Source organism: Pseudomonas sp. GW460-12-10-14-TSB1 (assembly GCF_017349775.1).
GTDB classification, from domain to species: Bacteria; Pseudomonadota; Gammaproteobacteria; order Pseudomonadales; family Pseudomonadaceae; genus Aquipseudomonas; species Aquipseudomonas piscium.
The window spans coordinates 116121-129106 of the sequence record NZ_JACNAC010000006.1 but is presented as its reverse complement, the minus strand read 5'-3'; the positions used below and the strand labels follow the sequence as shown (position 1 = coordinate 129106).

15 protein-coding genes are annotated in these 12986 nt (G+C 60.7%); all 15 read left to right on the top strand.

Annotation, left to right across the window (positions count from 1 at the left end):
* Window positions 1-43 precede the first annotated feature (43 nt).
* The 15 genes from J4D52_RS06250 to bamB all read left to right on the top strand — a co-directional run bounded on the left by J4D52_RS06250 (window position 44) and on the right by bamB (window position 12876).
* Window positions 44-1258 (top strand): IscS subfamily cysteine desulfurase, encoded by a 1215-nt coding sequence (locus tag J4D52_RS06250; RefSeq protein WP_097304938.1) that lies wholly within the window; start codon window positions 44-46, stop codon window positions 1256-1258.
* 102 nt (window positions 1259-1360) lie between these two features.
* Window positions 1361-1747 carry a Fe-S cluster assembly scaffold IscU gene (gene iscU / locus J4D52_RS06245; protein WP_007929523.1) on the top strand — a complete coding sequence of 129 codons (387 nt, stop codon included), beginning with the start codon at window positions 1361-1363 and terminating at the stop codon, window positions 1745-1747.
* A 47-nt stretch (window positions 1748-1794) separates the two neighbouring features.
* Window positions 1795-2118 carry an iron-sulfur cluster assembly protein IscA gene (iscA, locus tag J4D52_RS06240; RefSeq protein WP_007929524.1) on the top strand — a complete coding sequence of 108 codons (324 nt, stop codon included), beginning with the start codon at window positions 1795-1797 and terminating at the stop codon, window positions 2116-2118.
* 8 nt (window positions 2119-2126) lie between these two features.
* Window positions 2127-2648 carry a co-chaperone HscB gene (gene hscB, locus J4D52_RS06235; RefSeq protein ID WP_053280745.1) on the top strand — a complete coding sequence of 174 codons (522 nt, stop codon included), beginning with the start codon at window positions 2127-2129 and terminating at the stop codon, window positions 2646-2648.
* Between the two features lie 51 nt (window positions 2649-2699).
* Window positions 2700-4562, top strand: a complete 1863-nt coding sequence (gene hscA / locus J4D52_RS06230; RefSeq protein WP_102676055.1) for a Fe-S protein assembly chaperone HscA — start codon at window positions 2700-2702, stop codon at window positions 4560-4562.
* Window positions 4563-4565: 3 nt separating this feature from the next.
* Window positions 4566-4907: an ISC system 2Fe-2S type ferredoxin gene (gene fdx, locus J4D52_RS06225; RefSeq protein WP_009045439.1), complete on the top strand. Its 342-nt coding sequence runs from the start codon at window positions 4566-4568 to the stop codon at window positions 4905-4907.
* A 14-nt stretch (window positions 4908-4921) separates the two neighbouring features.
* A complete protein-coding gene (gene iscX, locus J4D52_RS06220; RefSeq protein WP_007929528.1) occupies window positions 4922-5122 on the top strand; it encodes a Fe-S cluster assembly protein IscX in 201 nt (66 codons plus the stop codon).
* 94 nt (window positions 5123-5216) lie between these two features.
* The gene (gene ndk / locus J4D52_RS06215; protein WP_007929529.1) at window positions 5217-5642 is read left to right on the top strand and encodes a nucleoside-diphosphate kinase; all 426 of its coding nucleotides are present in this window, start codon (window positions 5217-5219) and stop codon (window positions 5640-5642) included.
* Window positions 5643-5671: 29 nt separating this feature from the next.
* Entirely contained in the window at window positions 5672-6820 is a 1149-nt protein-coding gene (gene rlmN / locus J4D52_RS06210) for a 23S rRNA (adenine(2503)-C(2))-methyltransferase RlmN (RefSeq protein WP_007929531.1), read from the top strand.
* Window positions 6821-6832: 12 nt separating this feature from the next.
* Window positions 6833-7591 (top strand): type IV pilus biogenesis/stability protein PilW, encoded by a 759-nt coding sequence (pilW, locus tag J4D52_RS06205; RefSeq protein WP_025806101.1) that lies wholly within the window; start codon window positions 6833-6835, stop codon window positions 7589-7591.
* Window positions 7591-8625: a RodZ family helix-turn-helix domain-containing protein gene (locus J4D52_RS06200; protein WP_102676056.1), complete on the top strand. Its 1035-nt coding sequence runs from the start codon at window positions 7591-7593 to the stop codon at window positions 8623-8625. The genes pilW and J4D52_RS06200 overlap by 1 nt, the downstream gene beginning before the upstream one ends.
* A 3-nt stretch (window positions 8626-8628) precedes the next feature.
* The gene (gene ispG, locus J4D52_RS06195; protein WP_007929536.1) at window positions 8629-9738 is read left to right on the top strand and encodes a flavodoxin-dependent (E)-4-hydroxy-3-methylbut-2-enyl-diphosphate synthase; all 1110 of its coding nucleotides are present in this window, start codon (window positions 8629-8631) and stop codon (window positions 9736-9738) included.
* A 22-nt stretch (window positions 9739-9760) separates the two neighbouring features.
* Window positions 9761-11050, top strand: a complete 1290-nt coding sequence (gene hisS, locus J4D52_RS06190) for a histidine--tRNA ligase (RefSeq protein WP_009050637.1) — start codon at window positions 9761-9763, stop codon at window positions 11048-11050.
* A 40-nt stretch (window positions 11051-11090) separates the two neighbouring features.
* Window positions 11091-11732: a tetratricopeptide repeat protein gene (locus tag J4D52_RS06185; RefSeq protein ID WP_025806099.1), complete on the top strand. Its 642-nt coding sequence runs from the start codon at window positions 11091-11093 to the stop codon at window positions 11730-11732.
* A complete protein-coding gene (gene bamB, locus J4D52_RS06180) occupies window positions 11725-12876 on the top strand; it encodes an outer membrane protein assembly factor BamB (protein WP_009050636.1) in 1152 nt (383 codons plus the stop codon). The genes J4D52_RS06185 and bamB overlap by 8 nt, the downstream gene beginning before the upstream one ends.
* The last annotated feature ends 110 nt before the right edge of the window (window positions 12877-12986 follow it).

Sequence of the window (12986 nt, the reverse complement as noted above, 5' to 3'; positions counted from 1 at the left end):
AGAGCTAGCGGCACGCCAGCCAGCCTGATTTAGGAGAGAGTCCATGAAATTGCCGATTTACCTTGATTACTCAGCGACCACCCCGGTTGATCCGCGTGTCGCGCAAAAGATGAGTGAATGCCTGCTGGTCGACGGAAACTTCGGTAACCCGGCGTCCCGCTCTCACGTGTTCGGCTGGAAAGCCGAAGAGTCGGTGGAAAATGCCCGTCGCCAAGTGGCTGACCTGGTCAACGCCGACCCGCGTGAAATTGTCTGGACCTCCGGTGCCACCGAGTCCGACAACCTGGCAATCAAGGGTGTCGCGCATTTCTACCACACCAAGGGCAAACACCTGATCACCTCGAAGATCGAGCACAAGGCTGTCCTGGACACCATGCGCCAACTCGAGCGTGAAGGCTTCGAAGTCACCTACATCGAGCCTGGCGAAGACGGTCTGATCACTCCGGCCATGGTCGAAGCCGCCCTGCGCGACGACACCATTCTGGTGTCGATCATGCACGTGAACAACGAAATCGGCACCATCAACGACATCGCCGCCATCGGCGAGCTGACTCGTTCCAAAGGCATTCTGTTCCACGTCGACGCCGCTCAGTCCACCGGCAAGGTCGACATCGACCTGCAGGCGCTGAAAGTCGACCTGATGTCCTTCTCCGCCCACAAGACCTACGGTCCCAAGGGTATCGGCGCGCTGTACGTCAGCCGCAAGCCGCGGGTTCGCCTCGAGGCGACCATGCACGGCGGCGGTCACGAGCGCGGCATGCGTTCCGGTACCCTGGCTACCCACCAGATCGTCGGCATGGGCGAAGCCTTCCGTGTAGCCAAGGAAGACATGGCTGCCGAAAACCTGCGCATCAAGGCGTTGAGCGACCGCTTCTACAAGCAGGTCGAGCATCTGGAAGAGCTGTACATCAACGGCAGCATGACCGCCCGCGTACCGCACAACCTGAACCTGAGCTTCAACTACGTCGAAGGCGAGTCGCTGATCATGGCGCTCAAGGACCTGGCGGTTTCCTCCGGCTCGGCCTGCACCTCGGCTTCGCTGGAGCCTTCGTACGTACTGCGCGCCCTGGGCCGCAACGACGAACTGGCACACAGCTCGATCCGCTTCACCTTCGGCCGCTTCACCACCGAAGAAGAAATCGATTATGCCGCGCAGAAAGTCTGCGAGGCCGTGACCAAGCTGCGCGCTCTGTCGCCGCTGTGGGACATGTTTAAAGACGGCGTCGATATCTCGAAGATCGAGTGGGCGGCACACTAAATATAGAAGCCGCCAGGTACAGCTCCTGTAGCGACGCGGCGACTGACGCAGGCGTAACTACAGGGTCTCAAGAGCGGCCCTGATGAGTGAGGATTAAGAATCATGGCTTACAGCGAAAAGGTCATCGACCACTACGAGAACCCGCGCAACGTCGGCAAGATGAACGCGGAAGACCCTGATGTCGGCACCGGCATGGTCGGCGCTCCGGCGTGCGGCGACGTGATGCGCCTGCAGATCAAGGTCAACGAGCAGGGCATCATCGAAGACGCCAAGTTCAAGACCTACGGTTGCGGTTCGGCTATCGCCTCCAGCTCCCTGGCTACCGAGTGGATGAAGGGCAAGACTCTGGATGAAGCAGAGACCATCAAGAACACTCAGCTGGCTGAAGAGCTGGCCCTGCCGCCAGTGAAAATCCACTGCTCGGTACTCGCCGAAGACGCCATCAAGGCCGCCGTTCGCGACTACAAGCAGAAGAAAGGCCTGATCTGATTTAGCGGATCAGCTTTCACAGATTGAGCGAAAAGTAAGGAGTCACGATGGCTATCAGCATGACAGAAGCGGCTGCTCAACACGTGCGACGCTCCCTCAACGGGCGCGGCAAAGGTGATGGGATTCGTCTGGGTGTTCGCACCACGGGCTGTTCCGGCCTTGCCTATGTCCTGGAGTTCGTCGACGAGATCGGTGAAGACGATCAGGTGTTCGAGAGTCATGGCGAGAAAGTGATCATTGATCCGAAAAGCTTGACCTACCTGGACGGCACCGAACTGGACTTCGTCAAGGAAGGGTTGAACGAGGGCTTCAAGTTCAACAACCCCAACGTGCGCGGTGAATGTGGCTGCGGCGAAAGCTTCAACATCTGAGGCTGCTCGTGGGTACTCCTTGTCATTTCGCTTTATTTGAGCTGCAACCGAGCTTCCGCCTGGATCTCGAGCAGCTGGCTACGCGCTACCGTGAGTTGGCGCGTGCCGTTCATCCGGACCGCTTCGCTGACGCTTCCGAGCGTGAGCAGCGGCTGGCGCTAGAGCATTCCGCCAGCCTCAACGAGGCCTACCAGACCCTCAAGAGCCCTCCCAAGCGCGCGCGATACCTGCTCGCCATGGGCGGCCATGAGCTGCCGCTGGAGGTCACGGTGCACGATCCGGAGTTCCTTCTGCAGCAGATGCAGTGGCGAGAAGAACTCGAGGATCTGCAGGACGAGGCCGACCTCGCCGGTATTGCAGCCTTCAAGCGCCGGCTGAAAGTGGCCCAGGATGAATTGAACGAAAGCTTCGCGGCCTGTTGGGATGATGCTGCGCAACGCGAACAGGCCGAACGCCTGATGCGGCGCATGCAGTTCCTCGACAAGCTCACCTACGAAGTGCGCCAGTTAGAAGAGCGCCTCGACGATTAACCCAGTGCCGCTCCGGTCGCACGCCTGATATTCAGATAAGTCCAGATAAACATGGCCCTACTGCAGATCGCCGAACCCGGCCAAAGTCCTCAACCGCACCAGCGTCGCCTGGCTGTGGGGATCGACTTGGGCACTACCAATTCGCTGGTCGCTGCTTTGCGCAGTGGTCTTTCCGAGCCGCTGGCCGACGCCAACGGGCAGGTCATCCTGCCGTCTGCCGTGCGCTATCACGCCGACCATGTCGAGGTGGGCGAGTCCGCCAGGCTGGCGGCGTCTGCCGACCCCCTGAACACTGTGTTGTCGGTCAAGCGCTTGATGGGTCGTGGTCTGTCCGACGTCAAGCAATTGGGCGAGCAGCTGCCGTACCGCTTTGTCGACGGCGAGTCGCACATGCCGTTCATCGACACCATCCAGGGCCCGAAAAGCCCGGTGGAAGTCTCCGCCGACATCCTCAAGGTCCTGCGCCAGCGCGCCGAGTCGACCCTGGGTGGTGAGTTGGTGGGCGCGGTGATCACTGTTCCGGCCTATTTCGACGATGCGCAGCGTCAAGCGACCAAGGATGCGGCCAAGCTGGCCGGTCTCAACGTGTTGCGTCTGCTCAACGAACCGACCGCGGCGGCCGTGGCCTATGGTCTGGACCAGGACGCCGAAGGCGTGGTGGCCATTTATGACCTGGGTGGCGGGACCTTCGATATTTCCATTCTGCGCCTGACCGGCGGCGTCTTCGAAGTGCTGGCCACCGGTGGCGACAGTGCCCTGGGCGGCGACGATTTCGATCATGCGATCGCTGGCTGGATCATCGAGAGCGCCGGCCTGTCCGCCGATCTCGATCCGGGTAAGCAGCGCAATCTGCTGCAAATCGCCTGTGCCGCCAAGGAAGCGCTCACCAATGCCCCATCGGTCGAAGTGACCTATGGCGCCTGGTCGGCACCGCTGACCCGCGCAGCCTTCGATGCCCTGATCGAGCCGATGGTGTCGCGCAGTCTCAAGGCTTGCCGTCGCGCCGTGCGTGATTCCAATGTCGAGCTGGAAGATGTCCAGGCGGTGGTCATGGTCGGCGGTTCGACCCGTGTTCCACGGGTTCGCGAAGCTGTCGCCGAAATGTTCGGTCGCCAGCCGCTGACCGAGATCGACCCGGACCAGGTGGTGGCCATTGGTGCTGCGATCCAGGCCGATACCCTGGCCGGCAACAAGCGCGATGGTGGCGAGCTGCTGCTGCTTGATGTGATTCCACTGTCCCTGGGGCTGGAAACCATGGGCGGGCTGATGGAGAAGGTGATTCCGCGTAACACCACCATCCCGGTCGCCCGTGCCCAGGACTTCACCACTTACAAAGATGGCCAGTCGGCCATGATGATTCATGTGCTGCAGGGCGAGCGCGAGCTGATCAGCGACTGCCGTTCCCTGGCGCGTTTCGAGCTGCGCGGCATTCCGGCCATGGTCGCCGGTGCGGCGAAGATCCGCGTGACCTTCCAGGTCGATGCCGATGGCCTGCTGAGCGTGTCCGCTCGCGAGCTGGGCTCGGGCGTCGAAGCCAGCATTCAGGTCAAGCCATCCTACGGCCTGACCGACGGCGAAATCGCCAGGATGCTCAAGGATTCCTTCCAGTACGCCAGCGACGACAAGGTCGCTCGCGTGCTGCGCGAGCAGCAGGTCGATGCCCAGCGCCTGATCGAGGCGGTGCAGGGCGCTCTGGAGGCGGACGGCGAGCGTCTGCTGGATGCCGAAGAGCGCATGGTCATCGAGCTGCAAATGCAGGAATTGAGTGAATTGATGCGTGGCACCGATGGTTACGCCATCGAGCAGCAGACCAAGCGTCTGTCGCAAGTGACCGATGCTTTTGCTGCCCGCCGCCTGGACTCGACGGTGAAAGCCGCTCTGGCGGGGCGCAATCTGAATGAAATCGAGGAATAACTGATGCCGCAGATCATTTTTCTGCCACACGCCGTGTTTTGCCCGGATGGCCTGGTTGTAGAGGCTGCACCGGGTACCTCGATTCTCGAAGTGGCCCATGACAACCACATCGAGATCGAGAGCGCCTGCGGCGGCGTCTGCGCCTGCACCACCTGCCACTGCATCGTTCGCGAGGGTTTCGACTCGCTGAACGAAGCCGACGAGCTGGAAGAAGACCTGCTGGACAAGGCCTGGGGCCTGGAGGCGCAATCGCGTCTATCCTGTCAGGCGATCGTCGGCGAGGAAGACCTGACCGTCGAAATTCCGAAATACTCGCTCAACCATGCGGCCGAAGCGCCGCACTGATTCAAGGAATCATCATGAGTCTGAAATGGGTTGATGTGCTGGAAATCGCGATCCAGCTGGCTGAGTCCAAGCCGGATGTGGATCCGCGGTACGTAAACTTTGTCGATCTGCACCAATGGGTTCTGGCACTGCCGGAATTCAGCGACGATCCGGCTCGCGGTGGCGAGAAGGTTCTTGAAGCAATTCAGGCCGCCTGGATCGAAGAAGCAGACTGAGTCTGTCCCGTACGCAGTTAGGCAATCCCTATAAACCCGCGTATAATTCGCGGGTTTAATTTTTCGCTTTAATCACCGTTTCTGGAGTTACACCATGGCTGTTCAACGTACTTTCTCCATCATCAAGCCTGACGCTGTTGCAAAAAACGTCATCGGCGAGATCGTTACCCGTTTCGAAAAAGCTGGCCTGCGCGTTGTAGCTTCGAAAATGAAGCAACTGTCGAAAGCCGAAGCTGAAGGCTTCTACGCTGAGCACAGCGCTCGTGGCTTCTTCGGCGAGCTGGTTGCCTTCATGACTTCCGGTCCGGTTGTCGTTCAGGTTCTGGAAGGCGAAAACGCTATCGCTCTGAACCGTGAGCTGATGGGCGCTACCAACCCTAAAGAAGCTGCTGCCGGCACCATCCGCGCTGACTTCGCTGAATCCATCGACGCCAACGCCGTTCACGGTTCGGACTCCGAAGCCGCTGCTGCACGCGAAATCGCTTACTTCTTCGCTTCCACCGAAGTGACCACTCGCTAAGCCAAAGGCCCGTGAGTGAAGGTGAAACCATGACTACATCGACTGGCAAAACTAACCTGTTGGGTCTGACTCAACCGGAAATGGAAAAATTCTTCGACTCAATCGGGGAGAAGCGTTTCCGTGCCGGTCAGGTAATGAAATGGATTCACCACTTTGGCGTCGATGATTTCGACGCCATGACGAACGTCGGCAAGGCCTTGCGCGAAAAGCTCAAGGCCGTTGCCGAAATTCGTGGTCCGGAAGTGGTCAGCGAGGACATCTCCAGCGACGGCACCCGTAAATGGGTGGTGCGCGTGGCGTCCGGCAGCTGCGTCGAGACCGTTTACATTCCCCAGGGCAAGCGCGGCACCTTGTGCGTTTCGTCCCAGGCAGGCTGTGCCCTGGACTGCAGTTTCTGTTCCACCGGCAAGCAAGGCTTCAATAGCAACCTCACCGCCGCCGAAGTCATCGGCCAGGTGTGGATTGCCAACAAATCCTTTGGCAGCGTCCCGGCGACCGTCGACCGTGCCATCACCAACGTGGTGATGATGGGCATGGGTGAGCCGCTGCTGAACTTCGACAACGTCATCTCGGCCATGCACCTGATGATGGACGACCTGGGGTACGGCATCTCCAAGCGCCGCGTGACCCTGTCGACCTCCGGCGTGGTACCGATGATCGATGAGCTGGCCAAGCACATCGACGTCTCCCTGGCGTTGTCCCTGCACGCACCGAACGATGCGCTGCGCAACCAGCTGGTACCGATCAACAAGAAGTATCCGCTGAAGATGCTGCTCGAATCCTGCCAGCGCTACATGTCGTCGCTGGGCGAGAAACGTGTGCTGACGATTGAGTACACGCTGCTCAAGGACGTCAATGATAAGGTTGAACACGCTGTCGAAATGATCGCGTTGCTCAAGGACATTCCTTGCAAGATCAACCTGATCCCGTTCAACCCGTTCCCGCATTCCGGTTACGAGCGGCCTAGCAATAACGCCATTCGCCGGTTCCAGGATCAACTGCATCACGCAGGCTTCAACGTCACCGTGCGCACCACACGCGGCGAAGACATCGATGCGGCCTGTGGACAACTGGTCGGGCAGGTGCTGGATCGCACCCGTCGCAGCGAACGTTATATCGCCGTGCGCGAGTTGAGCGCCGACGCCGATATGCCGCAAAGCGCTGCGAATCGTACCTGAGAGAGGATCTCCATGACCTTGCGCGTCGCGCTGCTTCTGCTTTTTGCCAGCCTGTCGGCTGGCTGTGTTCTTTCGGGGGATTTCAACCCGATGAAGACAAGCAAGGGGCGGGACGAGGCGCGTGAGGCCTATGTGCAGCTGGGCCTGGGGTATCTGCAGCAAGGCATGACCGAACGGGCGAAAGTGCCACTGAAAAAGGCCCTGGAACTGGACGAGTCCGATGCTGACGCCAATGCCGCCCTGGCGCTGGTGTTCCAGGCCGAAATGGAACCCGAGCTGGCTGACCAGCATTACCGCAAGGCCCTGGCTTCGCGTCCCTCCGATGCCCGTATCCTGAACAATTACGGCAGTTTTCTCTTTGAAGAAAAACGTTACAAAGATGCTTATCAGCGCTTTGAACAGGCGGCTGCTGATACCCTGTATCCCGAGCGATCCCGAGTGTTCGAGAACCTTGGCATGACCGCCGCGATGCTGGGTGAGCGTGATCTGGCCCGGCAGCACCTGGAAAAAGCCCTGCGTCTGAACCGCCAGCAGCCTCGTGCATTGCTGGAAATGGCTGAGTTGTCCTTCGAAGACAGGCATTATGTGCCCGCACGCGACTATTACGATCGTTTTAGCCTGCTCAGCGAGCAAAATGCACGTAGTCTATTGCTCGGCGTTCGGCTGGCAACGGTGTTCGAAGATCGCGACAAGGCCGCCAGTTACGGCCTGCAATTAAAACGACTCTATCCCGGTACGCCGGAATATCAGCAATACCTGTCGGAGCAATGATGAAAGCGGCGCATCCCGAAGTTCTAGCAGCGACTCGCGTAAACCCCGGTGAGACCCTGCGTCAGGCCCGCGAAAGCAATGGTTGGTCGCTGGCTGAAGTGGCCCTCAAGCTCAATCTGACCGCCAGCTCGTTGAGCAACCTGGAAGCCGGCGCTTTCGACAAGCTACCGGGGCATACCTTCGCCCGCGGCTACATCCGTGCCTATGCCAAGTTGCTGGGGATGGACCAGGCCGTTCTGGTCCAGGCCTTCGACCAATACACGGGCACCGATTCCCAGGGCAGCAATGTGCACAGCCTGGGCCGTATCGAAGAGCCGGTACGGGTTTCCCACACCATTTTGCGTATCGTCAGCCTGTTGCTGCTGATCGCGGTGATCGGCGGTGGCTTTATCTGGTGGCAGGATCAGACCTCGGTGCGTACCAAGGAGCTGGTCGGTCTCAATCAGGAGCACGTCGAAGTCGAAGGTGCCGACGGTACCACGCAGATTCATCCGATCGACGAGCCGGAAGACCAGGCGGTCGTGGAAGGTCAGGCCGAAGGCGAAACCGCCCTGGCCCTGCCTGAAACCCCGGCTCCAGGCCAGACCCCAGCGGATGTCGCGACCCCTGCGCCAAGCGTTCCGGCTGCCGCACCTGCTGCTCCGGTTGCTCCTGCTCCAGTGGTCGTGGCACCGGCAGCACCCGCGCCGAGCGCTCCGGCCGCGCCTGCCCCTGTAGCGCCTGTGGTCGCGGCAGCGACTATTCCGGCTGCCCCGGCAGCTCCAACTGCACCTGCCGCCGCGCCTGTAGCCGGCGCTGGTCAGGTACAGATCCAGTTCACAGCCGATTGCTGGACCCAGATCACCGACGGCAGCGGCAAAGTGCTGTTGAGTGGCCTGAAGCGCAAGGGCGAGACTGCCGATGTTTCCGGCAAACCGCCATTTGCCGTGCGCCTGGGTTATGCCCGTGGTGCGCAGGTCAGCTACAACGGACAAGCGGTCGATGTAGCTCCGTTCACCAGTGGCGAGACTGCTCGCCTGAAGTTAGGTCAATAAGTCATGCACGGCGAATCTCCAATCAAACGTCGCGAGTCCCGTAAGATCTGGGTCGGCTCGGTACCCGTGGGTGGCGATGCCCCCATTGCCGTGCAGAGCATGACCAACAGCGACACCAACGATGTGGCGGCCACTGTGGCCCAGATCAACCGTCTGGAAGCCGCCGGCGTCGATATCGTGCGGGTTTCCGTACCGGATATGGACGCGGCCGAAGCCTTCGGCCGCATCAAGCAGCAGGTCAAGGTGCCACTGGTTGCCGACATCCACTTCGACTACAAGATCGCCTTGCGCGTGGCCGAACTGGGCGTCGATTGCCTGCGGATCAACCCCGGCAACATCGGTCGTGAAGACCGCGTGCGTGCCGTGGTGGACGCGGCCCGTGATCGCGGGATCCCGATCCGTATCGGCGTCAACGCCGGCTCCCTGGAAAAGGACCTGCAGAAGAAATACGGCGAGCCAACCCCGGCGGCGCTGGTGGAGTCTGCCCTGCGCCATGTCGAGCACCTCGAGCGCCTGAACTTCAAGGACTTCAAGGTCAGCGTGAAAGCCTCCGACGTGTTCATGGCCGTCGAAGCCTATCGCCTGCTGGCCAAGGAAATCATCCAGCCGCTGCACCTGGGGATCACCGAAGCGGGCGGTTTGCGTTCAGGCACGGTGAAATCCGCCGTGGGCCTCGGTATGCTGCTGGCCGAAGGGATTGGCGATACTATTCGCATCTCGTTGGCGGCCGACCCGGTCGAAGAAGTGAAAGTCGGCTACGACATTCTCAAGTCCCTGCATCTGCGTTCCCGTGGCATCAACTTCATCGCCTGCCCGAGCTGCTCGCGGCAGAACTTCGATGTGGTCAAGACCATGAACGAACTGGAAGGGCGTCTTGAGGATCTGCTGGTACCGCTGGACGTGGCGGTCATCGGTTGTGTGGTCAACGGTCCGGGCGAAGCCAAAGAGGCGCATATCGGCCTGACCGGCGGGACGCCGAACCTGATTTACATCGACGGCAAGCCGTCGCAGAAACTGACGAATGACAATCTTGTGGATCAACTGGAAAAGCTGATCCGCGAGAAAGCGGCCGAAAAGGTCGAAGCCGACGCAGCGCTGATCGCGCGCGGCTAATCGAACGAATTAAGGATTTTTTGTGAGCAAGTCTCTGCAAGCCATTCGTGGCATGAACGACATCCTGCCCGAGCAGACGCCCCTGTGGCGCTATTTCGAGGGCACCGTTGCACGTTTGCTGGATAACTACGGTTACAAGCAGATCCGTATGCCGATCGTCGAGTTCACCGAGCTGTTCAAACGCTCCATCGGTGAAGTGACTGACATCGTCGAAAAAGAGATGTACACCTTCGACGACCGCAACGGCGATTCCCTGACCCTGCGTCCGGAAGGCACCGCGGCCTGCGTGCGCGCGGTACTCGAGCATGGCATCACCGGCGGTGGCCAGGTGCAGAAACTCTGGTACATCGGCCCGATGTTCCGCCACGAGCGTCCGCAGAAAGGCCGTTATCGCCAGTTCCACCAGATCGGTTGCGAGGTCTTCAACCTCGACGGTCCGGACATCGACGCCGAGCTGATCGTGCTGACCTGGCGCCTGTGGGGCGAGCTGGGTATCCGTGACGCGGTCAAGCTCGAACTGAACAGCCTGGGGACCGCCGAAGCCCGTGCACGTTATCGCGATGCGCTGGTGACCTTCCTCTCGGCGCGCATGGACAGCCTGGACGAAGACAGCCAGCGCCGTCTGAAAACCAACCCGCTGCGCGTGCTCGACACCAAGAACCCGGACACTCAAGCCGTGCTGGTGGACGCGCCCAAGCTGGCCGACTACCTGGACGAAGAGTCCCGCGTGCACTTCGAGGGTCTCAAGGCTCGCCTGGATGCCGCCGGTATCCCTTATGTGATCAACCCGAAGCTGGTGCGCGGGCTGGATTACTACAGCAAGACCGTTTTCGAATGGGTCACCGACAAGCTCGGCGCCCAGGGCACCGTCTGTGCCGGCGGCCGTTACGACGGCCTGGTCGAGCAGATGGGCGGTAAGCCGACCCCGGGCGTCGGTTTCGCCATGGGGATCGAGCGTCTGGTGCTGCTGCTGGAAACCCTGGAGCAGATCCCGGAAGAGATCTCGCGTCAGGTCGACGTTTACCTCTGCGCCTTCGGGGAAGCTGCCGAACTGGCCGCACTGGCGCTGAGTGAGCGTGTTCGTGATCAATTGCCGAACCTGCGCCTGCAGATCAACGCCGGCGCCGGTAGCTTCAAGAGCCAGTTCAAGAAGGCCGACAAGAGCGGTGCGTTGTACGCATTGATCCTCGGTGACGACGAACTGGCCCAGCAAGTGGTAGGTTTCAAACCCCTGCGTGGCCAGGGCGAACAACAAAGCATTGCCTGGGATGCGCTCGCTGCACACCTGGCCACCTGCGTCGTGCAGGGTTGAAGCTGTCAAACAGCCGATTTAGCGAATAAGGAGTATTGGGGTGTCGAGTACCGAAGATGAACAGCTGGCGGATTTGAAGGACTGGTGGCAGCGCAACGGCAAGCCCCTGGTCACCGGTGGCCTGTTGGCGCTGGTCATCGTGTTCGGCTGGCAGGCCTGGCACAAGTATCAAAACAATCAGTCGCAAGGCGCCTCGATGCTCTATCAGCAATTGCTGGAGACCACGCTGACGCCTGACGGCAAGCCGGATGCAGCCCGTGTCGCAGACCTGGCCGGCAAGCTCAACAGCGAGTTCGGCGGTACCGCCTACGCGCAATACGGCAGCCTGTTCGTCGCCAAGGTGGCGGTCGACACCGGCAAGCTGGACGACGCGGCTACCGAGCTCAAAGCCATCGCCGACAAGCCGGCCAACCCGACGCTGGGCGAGATCGCCCGTCAGCGTCTGGCCCAGGTCCTGGCGGCGCAGAACAAGGCCGAAGAAGCACTGAAGCTGCTCGAAGGCGATGCCGACAAGGCATTCCTGGCCACTCGCGAAGAGCTCAAGGGCGACCTGCTGGTCCAATTGGGTCGTACCGACGAAGCCCATGCTGCGTACGAAAAAGCCAAGGCCGCGCTGTCCGATGAAGCGGCAGTCGGCGGCCTACAAATCAAGCTGGACGACCTGGCCAAAGGGGATGCGTGACGTGATCCGTTGGAAACATGCAGCATTGCTGGCTCTGGCCGTTCTGGCCGCGGGTTGCAGCAGCAACAGCAAGAAAGAATTGCCACCTGCCGAACTGGTCGACTTCAAAGAAGAAGTGGTCCTGCAGAAACAGTGGAGCCGTTCGGTCGGTGACGGCCAGGGCGAAACCTACAACATGCTGGTTCCGGCGATCGACGGCAGCACCATCTATGCCGCCGACGTTACTGGCGTGGTAGAAGCGCTGGATCGCATGAACGGCGACGTCAAATGGAAACAGGACCTGGAGTTGCCTGTGTCCGGTGCCGTTGGCGTGGGTTACGGCCTGGTCATGATCGGTACCCTCAAGGGCGAAGTGGTTGCCCTGGACGCTTCGAGCGGCGAAGAGAAGTGGCGCGCGCGGGTGACCAGTGAAGTACTGGCTCCGCCGTCCACCAATGGGGATGTGGTTGTGGTCCAGACCCAGGATGACCGTGTGATCGGCCTCGACGCCGCTACCGGCAACCAGATGTGGGTCTATGACAGCACCCCAGCAGTACTGACCCTGCGTGGCACCAGTGCGCCAATCACCACCAACCGCCTGGCGGTCGCCGGTCTGTCGACCGGTAAAGTGGTGGCCCTGGATATCCGCAACGGCGTGCCGGTGTGGGAACAGCGCGTGGCCATTCCGCAAGGTCGTTCCGAGCTGGATCGTGTAGTCGACATCGACGGCGGCCTGCTGTTGTCCGGCGGCACCCTGTATGTCGCCAGCTACCAGGGTCGCGTAGCGGCGCTGGACCTGGAAAGCGGTCGTCCGCTCTGGCAGCGCGATGCTTCCAGCTATGCGGGTGTCGCTCAAGGTTTCGGCAGCGTCTATGTGAGCCTGTCTTCCGGCACGGTCGAAAGCGTCGACGAGCGTTCCACCACTGCACTGTGGAGCAACGACTCGCTGGCTCGCCGCCAACTGTCGGCCCCGGAAGTCTTCTCCAGCTACGTGGCGGTCGGTGACCTGGAAGGTTACCTGCACCTGCTGAGCCAGGTGGACGGTCGCTTCGTTGGCCGTGAGCGTATCGACAGCGATGGTCTGCGTGCGCGTCCACTGGTGGTGGGCAACATGATTTATGTGTATGGCAACAGCGGCAAACTGGAAGCCCTGACCATCAAGTAATGGTTTGACTATGCTTGGGGTTGATCCCCAAGCGGCCTTGCCCCGGCAAGGTTCGCAGCACGCGATGTGCTGCCCCGAGCACCAGCCGCTGCCTCGCAGCGGCTTTTGTA